General features: G+C 66.7%; 23 protein-coding genes. 13 read left to right on the forward strand and 10 right to left on the reverse strand.

Features of this window, described 5'->3' with window-relative positions; all coding sequences use genetic code 11:
• The first annotated feature begins 21 nt into the window (after positions 1–21).
• Complete coding sequence (locus LMA02_RS16965; protein WP_175722857.1) at positions 22–843, forward strand: SDR family NAD(P)-dependent oxidoreductase; 822 nt, start codon at positions 22–24, stop codon at positions 841–843.
• Positions 844–948: 105 nt separating this feature from the next.
• Here the strand turns inward: LMA02_RS16965 and surE are convergent, their stop codons facing one another.
• From surE to LMA02_RS16980, 3 genes are all read right to left on the reverse strand, one after another.
• Entirely contained in the window at positions 949–1,728 is a 780-nt protein-coding gene (gene surE / locus LMA02_RS16970) for a 5'/3'-nucleotidase SurE (RefSeq protein WP_228908833.1), read from the reverse strand.
• Between the two features lie 198 nt (positions 1,729–1,926).
• Entirely contained in the window at positions 1,927–2,229 is a 303-nt protein-coding gene (locus LMA02_RS16975) for an AzlD family protein (RefSeq protein ID WP_006749368.1), read from the reverse strand.
• Entirely contained in the window at positions 2,219–2,956 is a 738-nt protein-coding gene (locus LMA02_RS16980; RefSeq protein WP_006761394.1) for an AzlC family ABC transporter permease, read from the reverse strand. Before LMA02_RS16980 ends, LMA02_RS16975 begins: the two co-directional genes overlap by 11 nt.
• A 124-nt stretch (positions 2,957–3,080) precedes the next feature.
• On the opposite strand from LMA02_RS16980, the gene LMA02_RS16985 reads away from it, so the two are divergent.
• The 3 genes from LMA02_RS16985 (at position 3,081) to LMA02_RS16995 (ending at position 5,190) form a co-directional block, all read left to right on the forward strand.
• On the forward strand, positions 3,081–3,539 hold the full coding sequence (locus LMA02_RS16985) for an Lrp/AsnC family transcriptional regulator (RefSeq protein ID WP_006486309.1): 459 nt from the start codon (positions 3,081–3,083) through the stop codon (positions 3,537–3,539).
• 216 nt (positions 3,540–3,755) lie between these two features.
• Complete coding sequence (locus tag LMA02_RS16990; protein WP_228908834.1) at positions 3,756–4,325, forward strand: hypothetical protein; 570 nt, start codon at positions 3,756–3,758, stop codon at positions 4,323–4,325.
• 139 nt (positions 4,326–4,464) lie between these two features.
• Positions 4,465–5,190, forward strand: coding sequence for a YebB family permuted papain-like enzyme (locus tag LMA02_RS16995; RefSeq protein WP_228908835.1), 726 nt, complete (start codon positions 4,465–4,467; stop codon positions 5,188–5,190).
• Between the two features lie 82 nt (positions 5,191–5,272).
• Here the strand turns inward: LMA02_RS16995 and LMA02_RS17000 are convergent, their stop codons facing one another.
• From LMA02_RS17000 to LMA02_RS17015, 4 genes are all read right to left on the reverse strand, one after another.
• A complete protein-coding gene (locus LMA02_RS17000; RefSeq protein ID WP_006761397.1) occupies positions 5,273–5,560 on the reverse strand; it encodes a helix-turn-helix domain-containing protein in 288 nt (95 codons plus the stop codon).
• Between the two features lie 290 nt (positions 5,561–5,850).
• Positions 5,851–6,483: a LysE family translocator gene (locus tag LMA02_RS17005; RefSeq protein WP_228908836.1), complete on the reverse strand. Its 633-nt coding sequence runs from the start codon at positions 6,481–6,483 to the stop codon at positions 5,851–5,853.
• Between the two features lie 198 nt (positions 6,484–6,681).
• Positions 6,682–7,482 (reverse strand): hypothetical protein, encoded by an 801-nt coding sequence (locus LMA02_RS17010; RefSeq protein WP_228910041.1) that lies wholly within the window; start codon positions 7,480–7,482, stop codon positions 6,682–6,684.
• 72 nt (positions 7,483–7,554) lie between these two features.
• A complete protein-coding gene (locus LMA02_RS17015) occupies positions 7,555–7,887 on the reverse strand; it encodes a DUF2322 family protein (protein ID WP_228908837.1) in 333 nt (110 codons plus the stop codon).
• 214 nt (positions 7,888–8,101) lie between these two features.
• Here LMA02_RS17015 and LMA02_RS17020 point away from each other — a divergent pair, with 214 nt between their 5' ends.
• Together LMA02_RS17020 and LMA02_RS17025 are read left to right on the forward strand one after the other, a co-directional pair.
• Complete coding sequence (locus tag LMA02_RS17020; RefSeq protein ID WP_166723169.1) at positions 8,102–8,428, forward strand: thioredoxin family protein; 327 nt, start codon at positions 8,102–8,104, stop codon at positions 8,426–8,428.
• Positions 8,429–8,438: 10 nt separating this feature from the next.
• A complete protein-coding gene (locus LMA02_RS17025) occupies positions 8,439–8,858 on the forward strand; it encodes a secondary thiamine-phosphate synthase enzyme YjbQ (RefSeq protein WP_228908838.1) in 420 nt (139 codons plus the stop codon).
• A 54-nt stretch (positions 8,859–8,912) separates the two neighbouring features.
• Here the strand turns inward: LMA02_RS17025 and atsR are convergent, their stop codons facing one another.
• Genes atsR through LMA02_RS17040 form a run of 3 tightly spaced genes read right to left on the reverse strand, consistent with a single transcriptional unit; the run spans position 8,913 to position 12,168 of the window.
• Entirely contained in the window at positions 8,913–10,724 is a 1,812-nt protein-coding gene (atsR, locus tag LMA02_RS17030; protein WP_228908839.1) for a hybrid sensor histidine kinase/response regulator AtsR, read from the reverse strand.
• 9 nt (positions 10,725–10,733) lie between these two features.
• Positions 10,734–11,234 (reverse strand): molybdopterin-dependent oxidoreductase, encoded by a 501-nt coding sequence (locus LMA02_RS17035; RefSeq protein WP_006760898.1) that lies wholly within the window; start codon positions 11,232–11,234, stop codon positions 10,734–10,736.
• Between the two features lie 55 nt (positions 11,235–11,289).
• Positions 11,290–12,168, reverse strand: a complete 879-nt coding sequence (locus LMA02_RS17040; protein WP_228908840.1) for a response regulator — start codon at positions 12,166–12,168, stop codon at positions 11,290–11,292.
• 356 nt (positions 12,169–12,524) lie between these two features.
• Here LMA02_RS17040 and LMA02_RS17045 point away from each other — a divergent pair, with 356 nt between their 5' ends.
• The 7 genes from LMA02_RS17045 (at position 12,525) to LMA02_RS17075 (ending at position 23,059) form a co-directional block, all read left to right on the forward strand.
• Positions 12,525–13,112, forward strand: a complete 588-nt coding sequence (locus LMA02_RS17045) for a tetratricopeptide repeat protein (protein WP_228908841.1) — start codon at positions 12,525–12,527, stop codon at positions 13,110–13,112.
• 122 nt (positions 13,113–13,234) lie between these two features.
• Positions 13,235–14,062, forward strand: a complete 828-nt coding sequence (locus tag LMA02_RS17050) for a penicillin-binding protein activator LpoB (RefSeq protein WP_228908842.1) — start codon at positions 13,235–13,237, stop codon at positions 14,060–14,062.
• 114 nt (positions 14,063–14,176) lie between these two features.
• Entirely contained in the window at positions 14,177–15,184 is a 1,008-nt protein-coding gene (locus LMA02_RS17055; RefSeq protein WP_228908843.1) for a hypothetical protein, read from the forward strand.
• 398 nt (positions 15,185–15,582) lie between these two features.
• Complete coding sequence (locus LMA02_RS17060) at positions 15,583–18,651, forward strand: ATP-binding protein (RefSeq protein ID WP_228908844.1); 3,069 nt, start codon at positions 15,583–15,585, stop codon at positions 18,649–18,651.
• A gap of 120 nt (positions 18,652–18,771) precedes the next feature.
• On the forward strand, positions 18,772–18,960 hold the full coding sequence (locus tag LMA02_RS17065; RefSeq protein ID WP_168736183.1) for a hypothetical protein: 189 nt from the start codon (positions 18,772–18,774) through the stop codon (positions 18,958–18,960).
• Positions 18,961–19,315: 355 nt separating this feature from the next.
• Positions 19,316–19,975 carry a response regulator gene (locus LMA02_RS17070; RefSeq protein WP_228908845.1) on the forward strand — a complete coding sequence of 220 codons (660 nt, stop codon included), beginning with the start codon at positions 19,316–19,318 and terminating at the stop codon, positions 19,973–19,975.
• Between the two features lie 81 nt (positions 19,976–20,056).
• Positions 20,057–23,059 (forward strand): hybrid sensor histidine kinase/response regulator, encoded by a 3,003-nt coding sequence (locus LMA02_RS17075; protein WP_228908846.1) that lies wholly within the window; start codon positions 20,057–20,059, stop codon positions 23,057–23,059.
• The last annotated feature ends 93 nt before the right edge of the window (positions 23,060–23,152 follow it).

Here is a 23,152-nt window from a genome sequence, read left to right on the forward strand (position 1 = left end):
CCACTCACGGGATTCCACGCCATGGACGCGCCGCATCCGCCGATGAATGCCCCGATTTCCGAAACGGAACCTGAAACCGAAACCATCGCCGAGCCGCGCGCGTCGCGCGTGCATCGGCCTGTCGCGCTCGTCACCGGATCGACGTCGGGGATCGGCGCGGCCATCGCACGGCGCCTGTCGGCGGATGGTTATGCGGTGATCCTGCATTCGCGCAGCTCCGCCGAGACCGGTCGCGCGATGGCGGCCGAGCTCGGCGCGAGCTACGTGCAGGCCGATCTCGCCGACGATGCGCAACGCGTGCGGTTGATCCGCGATGCGCTCGCGGTGCACGGGCGGCTCGACGTGCTGGTCAACAATGCAGGCGCGAGCCGCGTGATTCCGCACGACGATCTCGCCGCCGCGACGCCCGACGTATGGCGCGAGATGCACGAGATCAACGTGATCGCGCCGTTCCGGCTCGTCGCCGAGGCGCAGCCCGCGCTGCTCGAAGCGGCGTCGAGCGGGCGCGCCGGTTGCGTGATCAACGTCAGCTCGCATGCGGGCGTGCGGCCGAAGGGCGCGTCGATTCCGTACGCGGCGGCGAAGGCCGCGCTCAATCACACGACGCGCCTGCTCGCGCGCACGCTCGCGCCGGCGATTCGCGTCAACGCGGTGGCGCCGGGGCTCGTCGATACGCCGCTGACGGCCGACTGGACCGAAGCGCAGCAGCTCTGGCACGAGCGTGCGCCGATGCGCCGCGCGGCGACGCCGGACGACGTCGCGCAGACGGTCGCGATGCTCGTCGCGTCCGATTACGTGACGGGCGAGATCGTGATGCTCGACGGGGGAATGAACCTGACGTGATGCGGCGCGGTGAGGTCGTGATTCGGTGACGCGGCGAGGCCGCCGAGCGGCCTCGATCCGGCGTCATTCGCCGGCGGCCGATGCCTGCCGGCGCGATCGCACCGTTCAGCCCAGGTTCGCCCGCAGCCGCGCGAGCGCCTGATCGTGCGTGCGTTCGAACTTCAGCGGCGTGACCGCGATGTAGCCTTCGCCGAGCGCGACCGTTTCCGAATCCGCATCGTCGTCGCGCGGTGCGCGCGTCAGCTTCAGCCAGTGGTATTCGATGTCGCGCGGATCGCGCCCCGACACGATGTCGACGCCTTGCAGCGTGCCGGCGCCCTGGTTCGTCACCTTCACGCCGCGCACGTCGTCGGCCGGCCGCGGCGGGAAATTCACGTTGAGGCACGCATCGCGGTCCCAGCCGGCCGCGACGAGCCGGCGAATCACGTCCGGCGCGTGCGTGCGCGCCGTATTCCACGGCACTTCGTTGCGATCGCTGAATGCCTGGCTCAGCGCGATCGCCGGCACGCCGACCAGCATGCTCGTCATCGCCGCGCCGACGGTGCCGGAGAACACCGTTTCGGTGCCGAGGTTCGCGCCGCGATTCACGCCGGACAGCACGAAGTCGGGCCGCGCATCCTTCATCAGGTGGCTGACCGCGATCGCGACGCAATCGCCCGGCGTGCCGCGCACGGCGAAGCGGCGCTCGCCCTTGCGATGCACGCGCAGCGGTTCGTGCAGGCTCAGCGAATGCGACGTGCCGCTCTGGTCTTCCGCCGGTGCGACGATCCAGACTTCGCGCGCCAGTTGCGTAGCGACCTGTTCGAGCACTTCAAGGCCGGGGGCGTCGAATCCGTCGTCGTTGGTGAGCAGGACGCGGTCGAACAGCGGGCGGGTTTCTTGCATCGGGATGATCCTCGCAGGTAGGCAATGAGAGGGGAAAGGCATCGCGGGTACACCCGCAAGGCTAGCATTGCGTCGTGACGCATGCAGTGCCATGCAGTGCCATGCAGTGCCGCGCCGTGCTCGCGCATGCGAAAAACGGGCGCATGACGCGCCCGTTGGTTGGTTCGATATGCCGCCCGCGCGGCGGGTCGGACCGCGTTACCCGAGCAGATGCCGCAGCAGGCCGGCCGACACGACGCCGACGATGACGGTCGGCAGGATCGACAGGCGCGTCGCCGCGACCAGCGTGACGGCGAGCGCCAGCAGGTCGGCCGGGCGCGTCGACACGAAGGCCGGCGCGATCACCGAGATCAGCACGCAACCGGGCACGTTCTCCATCACCGATGCCATCCGCGGGCTCAGCGTGCGGTTGCGCAGCAGCACATAGCCGAGCACGCGCGACAGGTAGGTCGTCGACGCCATCAGCACGATGGTCGCCACCGTCGCGAAATCAGGCAGCATCGCGCGGCTCCCACAGCAGCGCCGCGATCAGCCCCGCGCACGCGCCGGCCGCGACGTACCACGCGCCGGGCACGGCCAGGTGCGTGGCGGCTGCGACGACGAGGCTCACGAACCACGGACGGCTCGCGCGCATGCCCTTCCACATCCCGCGCAGCAGCACCAGAAACACGGCCGTAAACGCCATGTCGAAGCCGTACTGCTCGACGTTGCCGATCGTCGGGCCGACCGCCGCTCCGAACGTCGTCATCGAGATCCACGTCAGGTAGAGCCCCGAGCACACGCCCGCGTAATAGGGGACGCTGATGTGCGTGGCCGAGCGCGAGCGCGCGTCGGCGAGCGACATCGCCCAGCTTTCGTCGCACATGAAGAACAGCGCGGCAAACGCGCGGCGGCGCGGCAGGCGCCGGATATACGGCGCGAACGCCGCGCCCATCAGGATATGGCGCGAATTTACGAGAAACGACATCGCGACGATCAGCGCGATGTGCGGTGGCGACGTCCACAGATGGATCGCGGCGAATTCGGAGCCGCCGCCGAAATTCAGGCCCGTCATCATCGGGACCTCGAACAGGCTCAGCCCTTTTTGCGCGGCCTGCGCGCCGAGCACCAGCGCGAACGGCACGAAACCCAGCATGACGGGCAGCGCCGCGCGCAATCCGCGACCCATCTCGGCGACATGGGCGGGCTTGTCGCGAAGCCCGGACGACGTTGAAACGCTACTGCTCATTACTCCTCCTTGGGGAGGAGGATTGTCTGCTTTTTTGACTCGAATCGGGTTGCGTTGTGGCCAGATCTTCCGGAGAATTTGGCATTGAACACGTGTTTTGCCATTTTTTTGGAATTGGATGCCAATGAAGCTTGACGCTATCGACCGGCGGATCCTGAGCGCGCTGCAGCGCGACGGCCGCATGCAGAACGTGGAACTCGCGCACGAGGTCGGGCTGTCGCCGTCGCCGTGCCTGCGGCGTGTGCGGCTGCTCGAGGAAGCGGGCGTGATCGAGAAGTACGTGGCCGTGCTGAACCCGGCGAAGGTCGGCAAGGGGCTGACGATCTTCACGCGCGTATGGCTGAAGGGGCAGGACGCGGAATCCGTGAACCGCTTCGCCGAGGCTGTCCAGCAGATGCCGGAAGTGGTCGAGTGTCACCTGATGGCCGGCGACTGCGATTTCCTGCTGCGCGTGGTGGCGGCCGACATCGACGACTACCGGCGCTTCCAGATGGAATACCTGACGCGCATTCCGGGCGTGCTGAGCGTGAAGACCGACATCCCGATGCAGAAGGTCAAGCTCACGTCGGCGCTGCCGACGTAAGCGGCGCGAACGCGCGACGACGATTCGGCGGATCGTCACCAGCCAGTGACAATCGGCCGATACACTGGCGGAACAAGCCGCTTCGCCGCGCACCGGCTGCATCACGGTGCGCCTTCGATGCTCAAGCAACTAACGGTCAACCGCGAGGCGATCGGACAGGCGCGCTGCGCGCGATGCGATCCGCCGGGCGGTGCCTTTTTTCTGGTCGAGCCATTCATGCAGCCATTCAACACGCCATGGAATTCGCTGGAAATCGTCAAGCTCGTGCTCGGGGTGCTGACGCCGTTGTCGGTCGCGTGCCTCGGCTGGCTCGTCGCGCGCCGGCTGAAGCGGCTCGAGCTCGTGCAGTGGACCAACCAGCGGCTGATCGAGAAGCGGCTCACGCTGTACGACATGGTCGCGCCGCAGCTCAATGCGCTGCTGTGCTTCTACACGTGGATCGGCTACTGGAAGGACATCTCGCCGGACGACGTGATCCGCGCGAAGCGCGACCTCGACCGCACGTTTCACATCTACCGCTACCTGTTCGACGAAGACGTGTACGACGCGTATCACACGTTCATCCACGCGCTGTTCGAGATGCATACGGGGCCGGGGCGCGACGCGCGGATCCGTTCGCTGATCCAGGCGCCGGACGGCGACCGCAGCGTGCACGGCACGTACGAATGGAACGCGGCGTGGGCCGAGCGGTTCTCGACTGCGAACGTGACGGACAAGGCCGACGTGGTGCTGCACTACACGCGGCTGATGGAGCGCCTGCGCGTCGCGCTCGGCGCGAATCGCTGACGATCGCGCATGCGCGCTGCGCGCCGGTACCGGAATTCGCTACCCGGCGGCGCGGATTGATCCCCTCACGCGCATCGCGGATGCGCGATGCGGCCGCGGCTGACATGCTCGCGACCATGTCCACTCGCGTGAGGTTCGCATGTTCATCGACACGGGTTCTCGGTCGCCGGCGATATGCCGGCCAGGCGTGCGCCGGCGGCGCCTTTTCGCTGTGGGTACGGCCGGTCCGGACACGATGCCGTTGCCGGCCGAACCCGAGATCGGCGACATCGTCTTTATCCGCGTGACGGTGCGGCCGTTTCTCGAAGTGGCGAGCGCGACGCGCTCGTGGACGAATCACGTGGGGATCGTCGTCGGCGAGCGCGGCGGCGAGCCGCTCGTCGCGGAGAGCACGTTTCCGCTGTCGCGCGTGACGACCATGTCACGGTTTCTCGCGCGCTCGGATCGCGGCGCATGCGTGATCGCGCGCTTGAAGCAGCCGCTCGACGCCGCGCAACGGCGCCGGCTCGTCGACGCGGCCATGCGCCGGCTTGGCGTGGTCTACGACACCGGCTTCAATCTCGCGTCGCGCCGGCAGTTCTGCTCGCGTTTCGTGCGCGAAGTGGTGCGCGATGCGACGCGGATCGTGCTCGGCGACGTCGAGACGTTCGATACGCTGCTGCGCCGCAATCCCGATCATCCGCTGGGGTTCTGGAAGATCTGGTATTTCGGCCGGATTCCGTGGCAGCGCCGTACGGTGACGCCGGCGAGCTTGCTCGATAGCGGTGAGTTGCGCGTGGTGGCGGATACGCGTGGGCGCGATACCGGCGCACGGGAGCCGCGAGGTTCGGACGATGCGGAAATCGACGGCGCATATGACCGTTGACGCGGCACGTTCCGGGTGTTGAATGACCGTGGCGGACGGCGGGTTTCGGCCGCTCAAACGACGGGCGGCCGGGTACGACGCATCAAGCGAACGAGATCACGAGTTTCTTGCCGCAAGCGGCCGCGTATTTGCGCAGCGTATCGATGGACGGTGAATGCTGGCCGGTTGCGAGCGCGCGCTCGAGTCGTGTCACCGCCGGTGCTTTCGTCCCCATGCGCTCGGCTACGTCGGCTTGCGACAGGCCGGCGTCTCGCCGGGCAGCCAGCATCACGTCGAGCAGTGCGAGTTCTTCGCGGTTCAGTCGTTCGTATTCGGCGCGCACGTCGGGGTTGGACAACGCGCGCTCGCGCAGCTCCTTATACGTTGCCATCTTGAACCTCCTTGAGTCGACGTGACGACCCCCGTCTCTACACGCGTATTGAAGAACTGAATTTCGTACGAGTTAGGTCGCACAGTAACAAATATGTTATGTAGACGCAAGTGGAGTGTCCGGCCGCGACTGCGGATGCAGGCGGCCGGGCGGACGTTCGAAGCGTCGTTACATCTATCGAGGAGGTCGATCAGGAAGGCGGTACCCGACCAGGTTCGGGTGACCTGAATCGGGCTAGGTGTGCGATTCGGTGTCGCCGCGGGTGGCGCCGATTGGAAGCGCCGGCAGGGTCAATTCCGTCCCGCCACCGCGAGCCGCGCGGCCAGCCCGACGAATACCGTGCCGAGCAGATACTGCGGCAGCTTCGACGGCCGGCGGCGCGCGCCGAGCCGCTGACTCAACCGGCTCGCGGACACAATCACCGCGCCGTTGACGACGAGCCCGATCAGGTTGAGCACCGTCGCGAGCACGAGAATCTGCACGGCGATCGAGCCGTGCTCGGGGCGCACGAACTGCGGGAACAGCGCGAGGACGAACAGCGCCATCTTCGGATTCAACAGGTTCGTCGTCAGGCCCTGGCGGAAGATCGCGGCGGTCGAATGGCGGCGCGGCGACGCGACCGGTGACAGCGCGGTCGCATCCGAACGGAAGGTTTTCCACGCGAGATAAAGCAGATATGCGGCACCCGCGAAGCGCACGGCGTCATAGGCGAGCGGCACCGCGACGAAGAGCTGCGACAGTCCGAGCGCGGCCGCGAGTGCATGGCAGTAGGTGCCGGCCTGAATGCCCGCGAGCGTGGCGAACCCCGCGCGGCGGCCCTGGCTCACGCTGCGCGATGCGATCAGCAGCATGTCGGGGCCGGGTGTGGCGGTCAGCGCGAGGCACGCGCCGGAGAACAGCGCGAGCGTGGAGAGATCGATCATGGAAGGCCCGTCGTGCCGGAGCGGCGTGAAAGGGAGACCAGTGTAGGAGCGCGTCCGGCGCGGGTCAATTGACCGAACGGCCGATGATTCGATGTGCCGGCACAGCCGATCGCCAACGGATTCGCTCCGTTTTCGGCGCGCCGACGAACTCGTGCCAAGCCGCCACGTGCGAATCGAGCGCCCGTGCCGTCGCGCCGGTTACTGCTTCCTGCAAGCCACCTGATAATCGATCACGGTATTCGCCGACGGCGTGTCGGGCTCACCGCCGGCCGTCGTCACGCCGAGCACGCCGGCCGCGCTCCGATATCGCAGTGCGCAATATCCCATGCCGGTGCCCGAGCATGCTTCGGCTTCGATGATCCCGTGCTTCGCGAGCGTCGCCGCGCCATCCATCTCGTCCGGTTTCTCGTGCGGACGCAGCGGCTGCCAGCCGTGCGAGATCAGGATCTTGCGTGCCTTGTCGAGCGGTTTGCCGTACACGTTGGGCACGACTGCACGGCCGTGACAGTACGTGCGTTCCGCGGCGACCGCGGTCAGCCGCAAGCCGCCATGCTCTTCGCGCAGCTCGCCGACGGGCGCCGACGGACCATCGCCGCCCCAGACCAGCAGCGCGGCGCTTTCCAGCGGCTCGACCGAGCCGAGTTGCCAGCCGGCCGCGCGCGCCGTATAGCCGAGCGCGACGAGCGTCGTGCCGTCGAAGACGCCGATGTTTGCGTTGCGCGCAAAGCAGATCGCGCTCGTCCCCGGCTTGAACCCGCTCGCGAACGTGACGACCGTATAGCGGCCGAGCGGCGCCTCGGACGTCACGATCCAGGCGAGCTTCGCGACGTCGCGGCCGGCCGCGGTTGTGGTCTTCGCGCGATATTGCGCACAAAACGCGTCGAGCGTGCCGTTCTCGGGCGAGCGCGGCAGCGCGCCGAGCGCAACCAGCGACGCGCCGGCGATATCGGAAGCCGTATGCAGCGCCTCGGCCTTGGCCGACGCCGCGCCGCCGAGCATGACGCACGCGAGTGCCGCGAGCGATGCGACGCGGCGGGCCAACGGCCGGGCAGCGATGCGGCGCACGTCGGCTCAGCCCTGCGCGATCACGTCGATCCGCAGTGCTTCGCCACCGTCGACGATCGCCAGCAGACGATCGACGTTCGGGTGCGCACCCGGGCGGTTGCGTGCGTCGGCGGTGTGCTCCGCGAACACGGCGAGACCGTGTTCGGCGGCCTTCGCATCGAGCGTGCCGAATGCCTGCTTCAGGTAGTGGTACACCGCGAGCGAGCCCTGCTTGCCCGGCTGGTTCTCGATGCTCGCGACCACGTCGCTGTTCGTGCCGACGAGATCGATGCGTGCGATGCCGTCGATCGGCGGCAGTTGCGCGAGGTTGTCCTTGAATACTTGGGTCGGTTGAATCACTGAAACACTCCGTCGGTTCGGTCATGGGCCAATCGGGCCGTATCTTATCCGATCGTCATCCGGCCAGCCGCGCCGCACCGGCGAGCTGCACCGCGCTGCCCGCCACCATCGGCATCGCGCGTGCTTTTCCGCTAGAGTAGGAGATCACCGGCCGCATCTGCCGCCCACGCCGGCACGCGGCGGCCACGTTCCGCCATTGCACACGAGGGCCCCGATGGACATTGAGCAACGCTACACCGCCAATGCGCCGACGCGCGCGGAAGTCGACGCACTGGCCGGTATCACCGTCATCGAATTCGGCGCGAACTGGTGCGGGATCTGCGCGAGCGCGCAACCCGCGATCGTCGCGTCGCTTTCCGCGCATCCGGCCGTGCGGCACCTCAAGATCGAGGACGGCCCGGGCCGGCCGCTCGGCCGGTCGTTCCGCGTGAAGCTGTGGCCGACGCTGGTATTCCTGCGCGACGGGGTCGAAGTCGCGCGCGTCGTGCGCCCCGCCGACGCGAACCAGATCGAAGCCGACGGCTTCGCCGCACTCGCCTGAGGTGGTCATCATGCAACAGGCCATCACGCACATCGGCGTTGAAACGCACGGGAGCGGCCTCGTCGAGATCACCTCGCAGGTGCGTGCGTTCGTCGACCAGCAGGCGATCCGCATCGGGCTGCTGACCGTGTTTTGCCGCCATACGTCCGCGTCGCTGCTGATCCAGGAGAACGCGGATCCGTCGGTGCAGCGCGATCTCGAACGCTACTTCGCGACACTCGCGCCCGAGGACGCCACGCGCTACGAGCACGACACCGAAGGGTCCGACGACATGCCCGCGCATCTGCGCACGGCGCTCACGCAGGTGCAACTGTCGATCCCGGTCGAGCATGGACGCTTGGTGCTCGGCACCTGGCAGGGCATCTACCTGTTCGAGCATCGTCGCGCGGCGCATCGGCGCGACATCGTGCTGCATTTGATCGGCGAATGAGCGCGGAAGCGCGAACGGACGGGCAGGCGGGCCCGTGACGCGTCGCGGCCGCGTTCAGCCGAGCAGCTTCTCGACGAGCGCGCCGAGTTCGCGCAGGTGAACGGGCTTCGGCAGGAACGCGTCGAACTCCCGCTGGTTCTCGCGCAATGCGGCCGATTCGTACGCGCTGACGCCGAGGATCGACGCAAACCTGCCGTCGTCGTCCGGCTGCGCGACCATCCGGATGCGGCGCGCGACTTCGAAGCCGCTCAGGTCCGGCAGTTCGAGGTCGAGCACGACGAGGTCGTACCGCGCGTCGCCGAAACGTGCGACGCCTTCGTTCCCGGTGCCGCACAGATCGGTGTCGAGGCCGAGCGCCGACAGCATCGCGCCGAGCGTTTCGCGCGCGTTGTCGTTGTCGTCGACCACGAGCGCGCGGCGGTTGCGATGCACGTCGACGGCCGGCCATGCGGGCGCGTCGCCGGCTGTTTCGGCGGCATCCGGCGCCTCGGCCGGCAGCGTGACGACGAACTCGCTGCCTTCGCCGACGGTGCTGCGCACGTCCACATGGCCGCGCAGCGTCGTCACGATCTCGCGCACGACGGCGAGCCCCATGCCGATGCCGTCCACATGCAGGCCGACCGCGTCGTTCGCGCGGTAGAACGGCTCGAAGATCTTCGGCAGATGCTGCTTCGCGATACCGGCGCCCGTGTCCCGCACGGCAAGTTTCAACTGCCGGCCGGCCGGCGTGTCGACGAGCCGGATCGATACGTCGATCGATCCGTCGACGGTGTACTTCACCGAATTCTCGATCAGGTTGGACAGCACCTGCCGCAACAGCTTGCGATCGGAGCGGATCGCGAGGTCGCGCGGCTCGACCTGCTGCGAGATCGCGATCCGTTTGGCCGCGATCTTCGCGCGCAGCGGATCGAGCACCTCGGCGAGCAGCGACGCCATGCCGACCGTTTCGGCTTCGGCGAGACGCTTGGTCGAGCGCAGCTTGATGTAGTCGGTCAGGTCCTTGACCAGCGCCTCGAGCGACGATGCGGAATTCTGCAGCCGCCGGATCGTCTTCAGGTTCGCGTCGGATTGCGGCCGCGCGAGCAGGATCTCGATCGATCCGCAGATCGCCTGCAGCGGCGTGCGCAGTTCATGACTGACCATCCCGAGGAACGCGTTCTTCGCCTCGATCATCTCGAACGCGCGATCGGATGCCTTGCGTTCCGCATCGAGCGCCGCGTCCTGGCGTTCGAGCAGGTCGTCGCGCGTCCGCATCGTATAGAACAGCAGCAGGAACAGCGCGCACAGGATCACGCCGAGGATGATGCCGAGCGACAGGATCGCGCGCTGCTTTTCCTTCAGCTGATGAAACGTGAAGTCGCGCTGCGCCATCTCGATCGCGCGGAAGTAGTTCGCGAGGCCGTTGACCTTCGGCCAGTGCGCATTGACCTCGTCGATCACGCGCTGTGCGTCGTTCGGTGCGTCGCGCAACAGCGGCACGTCCTGCTTCAGGCGCGCCATGAATTCGCCGAGCGCCGCGATCTCGCCGCGCGCGCGCGGGATGCGCAGCCAGTATTGGGACACCTCGGACGGCCGCTGCAGGAACCCGAACGACACCGACAGGCTGTCGAGCTGCATCTGCACGTGGTCGTAGTTGTCGTCCACGTGCGTGGCGTAGAGAATCAGCTGGCGGTCGAAGCGCGTGTAGACGTTGCGGTATTGCGCGGCGGTCCAGAACACGCCTTCACGCGGCCCTTCGAGCACGCCCTCGTTGACCGACGTCGCGAGCAGGTCCCACAGCAGGAATGCCCACGCGGCGAATCCCAGGATCCACAGCGATCCCAGGACCAGGATGATTTTTCTGTTCTTCCACCGCCCGCGCTTCATGTCGCCCGCTTACTTCACGGTCAGGCCGATGATCTGCCACGCGAACTTGGCTTCGCCGAGCGGCGTCTTCAGCTCGTCCGGATACTGGTCGCGCGGATACATGATCCACAGTGGCCCGTAGTTGTCGTTGCCGAGCACCTTGCCGTTCATCGTGCGCGCAAGGATCACGCCGTACTTGTCGGCATCCGACACGGGGATCGTGAACGTGTACTCGTCGATGCAGCGGAACTCGATCTGCGTGCCGTGCGCGTCGACGGTCTTCAGCACGTCGGACAGGCGCGGGCCGGTGAAGGTCGCCTTCGGCGTCCAGCTCGTCGACGTGACGATCGTGTACTGCGGCAGCGCCATCAGTGCCTGCTCGGAAAAGACGAACGTCGTCTTGCCGGGCTGGTTGCTGCGGCCGATCTTGCCGTCGACGGTGAACGTGAACGACGCGGCCCAGCACGCGGCGGCCATGCCGAGCAGGCCGGCCGCGACCAGGCTCTTGATCCGGATCGTCGAGATTCGCATGTGTTTCCCCTCGGTCGTGTTCGTGTTCGTGTGATGGTGGGTGTTCGTTGTGGCCTCAGCTCGCGGCGGCGGCCGCGGCGGCCGGCAGCGCGATCTTCAGTTCGCGTGCGACTTCGGCGAACAGGATCGGCAGGCGCACCGGCTTTTCCTCGCAGCGCGCGTTGTAGTGCGACACGATGTGCGCGATCTCGTCCTCGCTTGCCTCGCCGGTGGAGATCTTGCCGGTCAGCAGGAAGATCGGCGCGCCGCCGTTCTCGCTCGAGCGGATGCCGCGCACGAGCTCGGCGGCCGTCTGGTCGCCGAGCATCCAGTCGAGGATGTAGCCGTCGAAGTCCTCGACTTCCAGCGCCTTGCGGAACGACGCGCCGTCAAAGTAAGGGACCGCGTTCACGCCTTTCTCGATGAAGTATTCGCATACGGTTTCGGCGACGTCCTGCGAATCGTCGACCACCGCGATCCGCGCGGCATAGACGGTCGGCTGGCTCGAGCGCAGCTCGATGACGTCGACCGGATAGGTGCGGCCTTCGCGCGCGTGCTGGCGTTCGGTGACGATCCATTCGCCCTGCCACTGCAGCGCGACGAAATCCGTTTCGATCTGGCTGCTGGCCTTCGCCGAGATCGCCGCGCGGCAGCGAAAGTGGCGCGACTCGATCACGAGCGTCGCGTCGATCATCTCGGCGGCGGCCGGCTGCGTGCCCTTGTCGTCGAGCAGGATCGCGGGCGGCACGCCGAAGTGCGTCGCGATGTCCTGCAACTGCGACAGGTTCCACGGGATCAGGCCTTTCATCTTGCGCGTGACGACCGAGAAACTGAGGCCCAGCACGTTCGCGATCGTCGTGTTGTGACTGCGTGGCGGAATGCCGTTGCGCGTCAGCAGATCGCGCACCTTGGTGGCGGTGATGAGATCGACGTTGGCCTGCTCGCTGGTGGACATCTCGAAAGGGTCTCCTGGGTTTTAGCGACGAAGAGCATATTCAAAAGTGACGCGATACGCAAACTTTGAAATCGCGAATCACCTTGACATGCCATATTTCTCCATTATTATTGCTCACCACGTCACTATTGTTTGTCGCGTCAGGTTTGGAGACCGCTGTCCATAACAGTCGGCCCAGCGAAAGCGGCAGCCAGCGCGTGACTGAACGATTCGAAGAGAGAGCCTGAGAGAGCCTTGGACTGCGTGTCGGCGTTGGCGAATTGTATTCGCCTCGCCGCACGCAAACCGGGTGCGCGCTCGCGGGGGTGGGATAGCGCGAAGCAGTGCGGCGCAGATAAAACGTGGGGAACGCACACATGTATCGCCGTTTGCTGGCACCGGGGCTGCTGTTGCTGTTGGCCGCGTGCGCGCAGGATCCGTCCATTACCGGCAACACGGTGCGGATCTGCGATGACACAGGTTGTTCCGATCGCCCTAAAGATCAGGTGTCCTATCAAAAAAGGGCTGATGCGGACGACCGCGAAGATCCGCGCATCGTTGCGCTGAAGCAGGCCGCGAAGGCCCAGCCGAAGGCCGCCTACGACCTCGGCTTGCGCTATTTCCGCGGCGACGGCGTGCGCCAGGACAGCTATCAGGCACTCAAGTGGATGCGCGACGCCGCCGAGCGCGGCGACCTGAACGCGCAGAAGGCGCTCGGCAGTTTCTACCTGTTCGGCCTCGAGGAGATGGGCTCCGATCCGCGCGAAGCGGACAAGTGGCTGTCGATCGCGGCGAGCCGCGGCGACAAGGAATCGAAAAAGCTGCTCGAGCTCGCCCGCAAGGCCAAGAAGGAAGACGAGGAAGACTGGAAATGGCGCACGCAATGGCGTGACGTCTATTACGGCTACTGGTACTCGGGCTATCCGTACTACGGCGTCTGGAATCAGACGTACTGGTACTACTGACCGGACCGAAAGCAACGGGGAGCTGCAGCGGGGAGACCACCATCGCGCAGCCACGCCGGGGGGCTTATCGAAGTTCGCACGAACATATAAGCCGAACAACGACTCTATCGATCGATAACGACATGAAGACCAACCTTTCCCAACGTCTCACTCAAGGTGCGCTGGTTGCAGCGCTTTGCGCGTCGGTCGCCGGCTGCGGCGGCGTGGTGACGCCCGGCGGCCAGAACGCGGGCGTGACCGGTGCCGCGGCGGGCGGCGCCAGCGCCGGCGCCGATACGACCCTGCAGCGCTGCACGTCGCCGCTGGGCACGATCGCCGTCGACGACGGCCGCAACGCCGACTGGTGGGGCCCGTTCGGCAGCGCGACCAAGATGACGACCATCGACCCGCTGCTGCGCCTGGCCGTGCAGCAGTCGAACTGCTTCGTGATCACGTCGATCGGCAACCAGAAGAGCGACGCGCGCCTGTCGCGCATCACGCAGCTGCAGCGCAACTCGGGCGAATACCGTACGGGCTCGAAGCAGCAGAAGGGCCAGCGCGTCGCGGCCGACTACTACATGGAACCGCAGATCGTGATCAACGATTCGCCGGTCGGCGGCATCGGCAGCATGATCGGCGGGCTGATCGGCAACAGCGCGGTCGCGGCGGTGGCCGGCCATCTGCAGACGAAGGCATCGGTCGTCACGCTGACGCTGTTCGACGTGCGTTCGGCCGTGCAGATCGCGGCGTCGGAAGGCAGTTCGACGGCGACCAACTACGGCGCGGCGCTGGGCGGATTCGGCGGTGGCGTGGGCGGCGCGCTCGCGGGCTTCTCGTCGACGCCGGAAGGCAAGGCGACCGTCGTCGCTTTCATCGACGCCTACAACAAGATGGTCGTCGCTCTGCGCAGCTACAAGGCGCAGGACGTCAAGGGCGGCCTCGGCCGCGGCGGCCAGTTGCAGGTCAACTGATGTTCCGGGCCGGCGCTGCCTGCCGCCGGCCGGTTGACGATACCTGACCTGCCGGTGCGCGGCGCCGTCCGCGCGTACCGGCTCCGTCGTCCTGTTTGCGTCGAGGTGATCCCGATGAAAGCCGCCGCATTGATTGCACTGACCTGTCTGGCGCTGACCGCTTGCGGCGGCGACGACAATTCCTCGCCCGCCGCGTCCGGCGGCGGATCGGGGGCGAGCAACAACGGCGGCAGCGGCGGCACGGGCAGCGGCGGGACCGGTGGCTCGGGCGGATCGGGCGGCAGCACGCTGACGTGGCACTACGATGCGCAGCCGCCCGCGGCCGACGGCCCGAGCTTCCTGACGCTCCTCAACAGCGAAGGCGCGAAGGGCTATCGCTATCTCGGCGACTATTACTACGACGCGATCACCGGCGGGACGCGCTCGATCTTCGTGAACGACGGCACGGCGCAGACCTACACGTATCAGCTGCAATCGCCGCCGGCCGACTGGGCAGGCTTCCTCAGCCAGGCCAACGGCCAGGGTGCGAACGGCTACCGCTACGAAGGACCGTACGGTTACGGGTATGTCTACCGCAAGGACGGCGGTTCGTCGGCGACCTACACGTACACGACGACGGGCCTGCCGGCCGATCCGAACGCGTTCCTCACGCAGGCGAATGCCCAGGGCCAGTCGGGCTACTGGTTCCTCAGCGCGATGGTCGTCGGATCGGTGCAGGCGAACGTGTACATGAAGAACAACGCATCGAACGCGACCTATACGTACGATGCACTGACCGCGGCCGGGAACATCAACGACTTCATCGCGCAGGCCAACAGCGAAGGCGCGAAAGGCTATCGCGCGAAGGGCGGGCAAGTGTTCGGCACCACGATGTCGTGGATCTACGTGAAGGACCAGACGCAGTCGCCGACCTTCACCTACCAGTCGGCCACGACTCAGTCGAGCGGCGCGACTTTCGTGCAGCAGGCGAACGATTTCGGCGCGCAGGGCAATGCGTATCTCGGCGAACTGGCGTTCACCCTCCCGCCGACGGCAGCGATGCAGCAGGCGCCTTTCTATTTCAAGCCGGCGAACTGCACGGGTTTCCTGTGCACGACGCTGAATCCGCTCACGCAGAACTGAGCGGGCGCCGCCGACCCGGCGCGCATCGCGCGGGCCGCTCCTTGCCGGGCGTTCCGCCGGGCCGAAACGGGTACGTCGGATGCGCCGCATCGTCCGTAAAGGCATCTCGTGCCGTCGGCTTGCCGGCGGAATTGTATTGGGGCGCGGACAGGGAGCGATGTCACGACTTGTCCGAGGGGACAAGACGTCATGGGAGATTGCGCCGCCAGGATTCGTTCGAGTTCAAAACAAGCATCGAAACAAATCGGACATGTACTAAAAGGATAATACACAACTGATTTTCGCTGTGTCGTTTGGCATGATCGGGATGTCTCTATCCCCAATGTATCCATCGTGACGCCCAGCCCGGCAGGGAATCTGCCGCATGTCTGCATCCCCGGGCGCCGTCACGCCGAGTCATGCCATACAGCACGCTTCAGTCCATTCGCCGCTATCAGAGCATTTCGATGTTCGGTGGCGGCATCGTCGTCACGATCCTGATCCTGATCGCCTGCGGGCTCGGGATCACGTCGATCGTTTACGGCTATCTGGACGGCGAGCGGCGCAATTTCCTGAACGGCGTCGAAGAGGCGGTCGACGAGGTGCAGGTGGCCGAGACGTCGTTCCGCAACGGCGTCGCGAATACCCAGCTGATCTGGCACGAGCTCGGCGCGGCGCCTCCCGACGTCGTGAACGCGTTCTTCGCCAACGGCCAGCAGTTCGCGATCAAGCCGTATCCGTCGCTCGTGGTCGGCGTGCCGGGGCAAACCGGGCAGCGCGACGAGGTGGCGCGCTATCTCGCGCTGTCGTTCCTGCTGTCGCGCATCGGCGCGGCGAGCTCACTCAATCGCGGGCGCACGCTCGAGGGCTACCACTACAGTACGCGCACGGGCGTGTTCGGCTTCGTGCCGCATCTGTCGCGCGACAATCCCGCGCTCGCGACGACCGAGGCGCGCGCGCGCGTCCTCGCGGCCCTGCATGTCGATTTCGACGGCCCGGCGCCGACCGACGGTCGGCCGCACGTTCGCTGGCTGCCGCCCTACATCAATCCCGTGACGGGGCAGGCGCGTATCCGGATCGCCGCCGAAGCGCGCGCCGACGGCCAGCCGTTCGCGGTGCTCGTCACCGAATACTCACCGGAATACCTGCTGTCATGGCTGCCCGGGCGCGGGACGGCCGGCGTGTTCTTCATCGCGTCGGCGGACAACCGGCTGATCACGATCGATCCCGGCGTCGAGCGGACCAACGCGCTGACCGAGCGCCTGCTGAACCTCGATGTCGCGCATCGCGACCAGGCGGCCGACGAGCCGCTCTTTCGCGACGGCGCGATCGTGTTCCGCTCGCGGCTCGCGGCGACCGGCTGGACGATCGCCTATGTGCTGTCGTGGGCCGACGTGGCGGCCGGCATCGGCGTGCAGGCCGGCGCGCTCGCGGCGTCGACGCTCGTCACGATCGTCGTGATGTGGCTGCTGCTCGTGCGATTCCACCGGCGCGTGCTCGTGCCGGTCTACGCACGTTCGGCGCGTGTGTTCGAGAGCGAGGCGCTGTGCCGCAGCGTGATCGCGATGGCGCCGGTCGGCATCGGCCTCGTATCGCTGTCCGATCGCCGCGTGATGCTCGCGAGCGACGTGCTGGCGCAGATGCTCGTCCCGCACGGCGGCGATCACCATGCGTTGGCCGCGCAGGCGCTGGCGCAATACGACGCGTTCGTCGCGAACGGCGGGGCAGGCCGCACGATGATGACCGAGCTCGTGCTCGATGCACACGGCGACGCGTCGCTGCATCTGGAGGTCATCGCGCACAGCGCGCGTTATCAGGGTGAGGACGTGCTGATCGCGGTTTTCGCCGACACGACCGCGCAGCGCCGGCTCGTGCATCAGCTCGAGGAAGCCGTGCGTGCGGCCGATTCGGCGAATGCGGCCAAGTCGTCGTTCCTCGCCGCGACGAGCCATGAGATCCGCACGCCGCTCAACGTGATCCTCGGCAACCTCGAGCTGCTCGAGCGCACGGCGCTCGATGCGGCACAGCACAGTCGCGTGCAGACGCTGCGTGCATCGGCCGAGGGCCTGCTCGCGATCGTCAGCGACATCCTCGATTTCTCGAAGATCGAAGCAGGCGCGATGACGGTCGAAGCGATCGAGTTCGACGTGATCGCGGTGATCGAGCGCGAACTGGCGGCGTTCGCGCCCGTCGCGAGGGCGAAAGGGTTGCCGCTGTTCGCCGATATCGATGCGAGCGCGGGGCAGCGTATGCGGGGTGATCCGACGCGGCTCGCGCAGGTGGTCAGCAACCTGCTGGGCAACGCGATCAAGTTCACCGGCGAAGGGCGCATCGTCGCGCGCGTGGCGGCGGGCCACGACGCGCGCGGGGAGCCCGAGCTCGCGATCGGCATCGAGGACACGGGCATCGGGATCGATCCCGCGCAACATGCCAGGCTGTTCAAGCCGTTCTCGCAGGTCGACGCGTCGATCACGCGGCGCTACGGCGGCACGGGGCTCGGGCTCGCGCTGTGCGATCGGCTGGTCGCGGCGATGGGCGGGTCGATTTCGGTCGACAGCGCACCGGGCATCGGCAGCCTGTTCACCGTGCGCTTGCCGCTGCGCATGGGCATTGCGCCGAAATCGCCGGTCGGTGCCGGCGACAGCCGGACGCTGATCGTCGTGTCGCCGGAGGACGCGTGGCGCGCGTTCGCATTTCCGCATCTGCGTGCATGGGGTTTCGATGTCGCGATGCATCCGAGTCCGATCGGGATAGCCGCCGGGTGCCTCGTGCGTGCTCATGCGATCGTGCTCTTCGGCGATTCGGACCAGTGGCGGCGCGAGGAGCTCGACAGTCTCGGCGGCGGCACGCCGGTCGTGCTCGCCACGCCGGACGGTCCGCTGCAGCCAGACGTTGCGGGTCGCACGATCCGCGTGTCGAGCTATTCGCTGAACGGGCTGCGCACGGCGATCGAGCAGGCGCGCGTCGCGACTGCCGGGCAGCGGCCCCCGCCGGCCGGTGAAGCCGGTGACGGCCAACCTGTGGCGGCTTCCGGCCCACGTGTGCCGCGCGTGCTGGTCGCCGACGATGCGTCGGTCAACGGGTCGATTTTTCGCGAGCAACTCGACGTGCTCGGCTGCGCGGTCCGGTGCGTGTCGTCCGGGGGGGCCGCGCTCGATACGCTCGCGAACGGTGCATGGGACGTGCTGCTGCTCGGCGCCGACCTGCCCGACATGTCGGCCGGGGAACTGGCGGAAGCCGTCCATGCGCGCGCGCTGCCATGCGACATGATCGTCGTGGCATCGCATCTGGCACCCGACGACGCGCAGCGTTACGCCGCATCGAACGTCGAGTGCGTGCTGACGAAGCCGGTGACGCTGGCCGACCTGCGTCGCGCTGTCGCGCGCGTCGCTCGACAGCGCGGGATCGCGTTTTCCGCCGTCGCGGCGGACGAACGGCCGGCGTCGAGAGCTATGGCCGCCGCGGTGGCCCACTGGCCGGGAAGATAAAAAAGCGACGCCATGGCGGCATAGATCGCCCAGCGTTCAAAACGGGGAAGGCAGACACGCCGCATCGCATAGATGCCGCGTGATTTCGACTGAAGAAGGAAGGGTAAGGCCGTGCGCTATATGGGAAAGGTGTTCGGGCTGCTGCTTGGATTTGCGACGCTGCCGGAGAAATCCAGACGGGATTTCCTCACGAAGCTGAATGAATTCATGATGATGTCGCCGTCGCAGAAGCGGCGGGCCATCACCGAGTGGCAGCATGTCGCGGACGACGGGTCGGGCGAACCGGACAAGTCCGTGGCAAAACGTTAGGCAGCGGCCAAGGCCGTTTCGCGGGACGGGATGGATCGACGGTATGGGGAAGGCCGTCGATCGGATGTGCGTGGGCGGCGGATCGGCGAACGTGCCTGCCGTTGCGATGCCGTGTCCGGGCCTCGTGGACGGCGCGCCGGCGGTTGCGTCGAAGCCCGGCGGGCGCGGTCCGGCGCAAGCGGCCGCACGTCTATTTCTCGCGGCGACGCGGAACCCGTCTATTATCTTAAAATTACGCTGCGCACCGCCCGATTCGCAGAACATCGCAACGCGACCGTGTCGCGAGATGGATTCGAATCCCGGCGCGTCGCACAACATCGCACGTCGGGCCGCGTGTATCGGGAGAAGAATATAGATGGATGAATTTTTTGTGCGAGTGATGGTGGCGGACGATCATCCTTCGTCCGCACTCGGGATGTCGCAGGCACTCGCGGGCAGCAGCACGATCAAGCTGCTCGGCACTGTCTCGAATTCGACCGACCTGGTGGCGATGCTCGACGTACAGCAGAGCGACGTGCTCGTCGTCGATTACGTGATGCCGGGCGGCAAGTATGGCGACGGTCTCGCGTTGTTGTCGTTTCTGCAGCGTCGCTATCCCGCGCTTCATCTCGTGACGATCACGATGATCGACAATCCGAGCGTGCTGCATGCGATTCAGCGGCAGGGCGTCGGGTGCATCCTCAGCAAGTCCGATGCGATTTCGCATCTGGTCGGCGCGGTTCACGCGGCTTATGTCGGGGCGAATTATCTGTCGCCGTTCGTCAAGCAATTGCTGGCGGGCACCGAGACGTCGACGGGCACGCGCACGCTGACGGCCCGTGAAATCGAGGTCGTGCGACTTTACGGCGCCGGCCTGACGGTCGGCGAGATCGCCGTCCAGCTTCACCGGAGCAAGCAGACGATCAGTTCGCAGAAGTCGAGCGCGATGAAGAAGCTCGGCATCGTCCGCGACGCGGACCTGATCCGCTATGCAAGCGAGGGCCAACTGCCCGAAATGCCCGGGACCAATGCGTAGACCGGCAACCGGCGGGCAGCACCGAGTGACCCGGACGGCGCATGACGCCGTGCCGGCGTCGAGTCGACTTCGATGGTCCGTATGCCCACCAAACTGAAAGCGCTGATTGCGCACGCCACCGCCGCCGCCGCCGCGGGCCGCAAGTCGTTCGAGCCGGGGCGCGTGCGCCGCCAGCAGCAATGGCTGCTGTACGGAAGCGGCGCGGCGATCACGGTGTTCGTGCTGGTCTGCACGGCACTTGTCGCGCGACTCGACTTCCAGGAATCGCTTGCGCAGTACCGGTCGGGGTTCCTGGTACGCAAGGCCGAACTGCTGGCGGAAATGGAGGTGGTCAGGGCCCTCCAGAATCGCTACGTCGAAAACCTCGAGCTGCTAGCCAAGCATGGCGCGAGCGTATCGCCCGATACGTTCGGGCGGTTTGTCGACACTCACGGCAGGATGGTTGCCGTCGGCCACGTGGGGCGTGTGGCGTTTGCAGCTTTCGCTGTCGCTTCGTCATCGCAACCTGCGAACGCTTACGCGCCGTTGCTTCTCAAGTTGCTCGCGCAGGGCGAGGTCACGGGCAACATGCCGCCGCAACAGGCCGGCGATCCGGGAATGGGCGCGTATATCATCGATCCGGACGGCAATTTTGTCATGGTGACGGGGTATCCGCTGGTCAAGCAGGCGCTGGCGCTGCCGGCCGGCTTCGACATCAAGGCATTGATTCGGCAATTGCAACCGCCGCCCGACTTCGTGTCGATGGCGACGGCATCGGATAGCCGGAAGATTTTGCTCGATCGACGCGACGATCCGCTGACCGGACGCTCGACTCTGCGGTTCGCGCAGGCGGTGCGCGACCCGCAGGGCAAGCCGGTTGCATGGTTCGTCGTGATCAGCCGGCCGGAGATCGACAATTTTCTGCGTTCTTCGTCCGCCAGCAAGGATTACGCGCTCGTCAGCCAGGCGGGGCAGGTTCTGACCGGCCGCGAGGTCGCCCCCGCGCTGACGGCCCGTGCGCTCGACTATGCGCGCAAGGCGGGCAGGGAACGGGCGGTCCCCCATCGCGTCGGCATGAATATCGTTATCGGCGACCGAATGCCGGAGTTCCGCGAGGTGTTGACCGCGACCTTCTCGTGGCGCAGCCTGTTCGATGACGTGGCCGCCCGCGTGGGTATCGCAATCGGTCTCGCGCTGCTGGCGATCGGAACGGTGTGGGTCGCGATCGTCATGTTCGACCGACGCGCGTTGCGCCCGGCGAACCGTCGTGCAATCCGGCTGCTCGAAAGCGAGGCGCTGAACCGCACGCTGATTCGCACGGCGCCGGCCGGTCTGATGCTGCTGTCGCTCGCCAACGGCGACACCATGGTGCGCAACGAGGCGGCGCAGGCCTACGGCGACGATGCGGTGGCGTCGCTCGGCAAGCGCATCTGGCAGGCCTATCACCGCAATATTGCGGGTGGCCGGGCGCCGCGCGTCGTCACGCACGAATTGTCGGTCGGCCTCGCCGGCGGCGGCACGACCTATCTCGCCGCGCATATCGTCCGTACGCGCTATCGCGGCGTCGATGTGTTGCTCTGTACGCTGACCGACATCACAGCGCGCAAGCAAATGGAAGACAAACTGCGCGAGGCCCGGGAGGCGGCGGACGATGCGAACAAGGCGAAGTCGACGTTCCTCGCGACGATGAGCCACGAGATCCGCACGCCGCTGAACGCGATCGTCGGCAATCTGGAATTGATGGAGCGCGCGCCGTTGCCGGCCGAGGAGCAGCGACGCCTGCAGACGGTGATGTCGTCGTCCGATGCGTTGCTGCGCGTGATCAACGACGTGCTCGATCTGTCGAAGGTCGAATCGAACCAGATGGTGCTGGAGGCCGTGCCGTTCGATTTGCGTGCGGTTCTGCGCGACGTCGCGGCGATTTTCCATCCGCTTGCCGCGGCCCGGCACCTCGCGCTCGAATGCAGGATCGATCCGCGGCTGGCCGACGGCTATGTCGGCGACCCGACTCGCCTGCGTCAGATCGTGTCGAATCTCGTCAGCAACGCCATCAAGTTTACCGAGCGCGGCAGCGTGACGATCGAGGCACGACCGACAGGCGCCGTCGGTCAAGCGCATGCCGTCGAGGTGGTGGTAAGCGACACCGGTATCGGCATCGCGCCGGAGAGTCTGCCGACGTTGTTCGACGTGTATGTCCAGACCGATGCATCGATTTACCGGCGCTTCGGCGGCACGGGGCTCGGGCTGCCGTTGTGCCGGCGCCTCGCGCGGCTGATGCATGGCGACCTGGCGGTCGAAACCCGGCCGGGCCACGGCGCGACGTTCATCGTGTCGTTGCCGCTGCCCGATGCGCCGTCCGGATGGCGTGTCGCATTCGACGAAACGGCATCCGGCGCATCGTCGTTGCCGGCATACGCGGACGACGAGACCCCGCTGCGCGTGCTCGTCGCGGAGGATCATCCGGCGAGCCGCGCGCTGCTGCGCGATCAGCTCGATGCGCTGCATTGCGACGCCATGCTCGTCGCGAACGGTGTCGAGGCGATGCGCGCGTTCTTCGCGCATCCGTTCGACGTCGTGCTGACCGATCTCGGCATGCCGGAACTCGACGGCTTCGCGCTCGCGAACTTTCTGCGCGAGCAGGGGGCGAAGGTGCCGGTGATCGCGATGACCGCGCATGCGACCGACGAAGACCGTCGCCGTTGCCTGCAGGTGGGTGTGGCCGAGGTCGTGCTCAAACCGTTGGCGATCGATGCACTCGAGACCGTGTTGCGGCGGCACGGGATGCGTGGCGCGGGGGGGGCGGTCCAATCGGCTGATTCCGGCGGTTCGGCGCCGCTGCCGATGACCGACGAGATCCGCGAGAAATTACGGGCCGCGACGCTGCAGTCGCTTGCGGTGATCGACGATGCGCTGTCGCGCGGCCATGCCGGCCCGCTCCGGATTGAACTGCACTCGATGCGAGGCGGCTTCGCGCTGGCCGGCAATACTGACGCAATGGACGCCTGTGCCGCCATGGAGCGGATCGTGAACGAGGGCGGAGCCGAGGCGCTCAGGGATCGATGGGCCGCTTTCCGGAGTGAAATGGTGCGGCAACTCGAATGCTGACCCCGGGCGCGGCCGCTCGGTGCTTGGGCCAAGTCTGGCCGGAGACCACGCGTGGTCGGGCTACTGGTAACTCATCGTGAAGATTGCGACGGC

Source organism: Burkholderia sp. B21-005, assembly GCF_020843965.1.
Lineage (GTDB): Bacteria > Pseudomonadota > Gammaproteobacteria > Burkholderiales > Burkholderiaceae > Burkholderia > Burkholderia ambifaria.

What these genes read in the sequence shown, in the direction of transcription:
- LMA02_RS16965 (WP_175722857.1), top strand. Translation starts at nt 22, where the DNA reads ATGGACGCGCCGCATCCGCCGATGAATGCCCCGATTTCCGAAACGGAA.
- surE (WP_228908833.1), bottom strand. Translation starts at nt 1,728, where the DNA reads ATGCAAGAAACCCGCCCGCTGTTCGACCGCGTCCTGCTCACCAACGAC.
- LMA02_RS16975 (WP_006749368.1), bottom strand. Translation starts at nt 2,229, where the DNA reads ATGCTGCCTGATTTCGCGACGGTGGCGACCATCGTGCTGATGGCGTCG.
- LMA02_RS16980 (WP_006761394.1), bottom strand. Translation starts at nt 2,956, where the DNA reads ATGAGCAGTAGCGTTTCAACGTCGTCCGGGCTTCGCGACAAGCCCGCC.
- LMA02_RS16985 (WP_006486309.1), top strand. Translation starts at nt 3,081, where the DNA reads ATGAAGCTTGACGCTATCGACCGGCGGATCCTGAGCGCGCTGCAGCGC.
- LMA02_RS16990 (WP_228908834.1), top strand. Translation starts at nt 3,756, where the DNA reads ATGCAGCCATTCAACACGCCATGGAATTCGCTGGAAATCGTCAAGCTC.
- LMA02_RS16995 (WP_228908835.1), top strand. Translation starts at nt 4,465, where the DNA reads ATGTTCATCGACACGGGTTCTCGGTCGCCGGCGATATGCCGGCCAGGC.
- LMA02_RS17000 (WP_006761397.1), bottom strand. Translation starts at nt 5,560, where the DNA reads ATGGCAACGTATAAGGAGCTGCGCGAGCGCGCGTTGTCCAACCCCGAC.
- LMA02_RS17005 (WP_228908836.1), bottom strand. Translation starts at nt 6,483, where the DNA reads ATGATCGATCTCTCCACGCTCGCGCTGTTCTCCGGCGCGTGCCTCGCG.
- LMA02_RS17010 (WP_228910041.1), bottom strand. Translation starts at nt 7,482, where the DNA reads ATGCTCGGCGGCGCGGCGTCGGCCAAGGCCGAGGCGCTGCATACGGCT.
- LMA02_RS17020 (WP_166723169.1), top strand. Translation starts at nt 8,102, where the DNA reads ATGGACATTGAGCAACGCTACACCGCCAATGCGCCGACGCGCGCGGAA.
- LMA02_RS17025 (WP_228908838.1), top strand. Translation starts at nt 8,439, where the DNA reads ATGCAACAGGCCATCACGCACATCGGCGTTGAAACGCACGGGAGCGGC.
- atsR (WP_228908839.1), bottom strand. Translation starts at nt 10,724, where the DNA reads ATGAAGCGCGGGCGGTGGAAGAACAGAAAAATCATCCTGGTCCTGGGA.
- LMA02_RS17035 (WP_006760898.1), bottom strand. Translation starts at nt 11,234, where the DNA reads ATGCGAATCTCGACGATCCGGATCAAGAGCCTGGTCGCGGCCGGCCTG.
- LMA02_RS17040 (WP_228908840.1), bottom strand. Translation starts at nt 12,168, where the DNA reads ATGTCCACCAGCGAGCAGGCCAACGTCGATCTCATCACCGCCACCAAG.
- LMA02_RS17045 (WP_228908841.1), top strand. Translation starts at nt 12,525, where the DNA reads ATGTATCGCCGTTTGCTGGCACCGGGGCTGCTGTTGCTGTTGGCCGCG.
- LMA02_RS17050 (WP_228908842.1), top strand. Translation starts at nt 13,235, where the DNA reads ATGAAGACCAACCTTTCCCAACGTCTCACTCAAGGTGCGCTGGTTGCA.
- LMA02_RS17055 (WP_228908843.1), top strand. Translation starts at nt 14,177, where the DNA reads ATGAAAGCCGCCGCATTGATTGCACTGACCTGTCTGGCGCTGACCGCT.
- LMA02_RS17060 (WP_228908844.1), top strand. Translation starts at nt 15,583, where the DNA reads ATGCCATACAGCACGCTTCAGTCCATTCGCCGCTATCAGAGCATTTCG.
- LMA02_RS17065 (WP_168736183.1), top strand. Translation starts at nt 18,772, where the DNA reads ATGGGAAAGGTGTTCGGGCTGCTGCTTGGATTTGCGACGCTGCCGGAG.
- LMA02_RS17070 (WP_228908845.1), top strand. Translation starts at nt 19,316, where the DNA reads ATGGATGAATTTTTTGTGCGAGTGATGGTGGCGGACGATCATCCTTCG.
- LMA02_RS17075 (WP_228908846.1), top strand. Translation starts at nt 20,057, where the DNA reads ATGCCCACCAAACTGAAAGCGCTGATTGCGCACGCCACCGCCGCCGCC.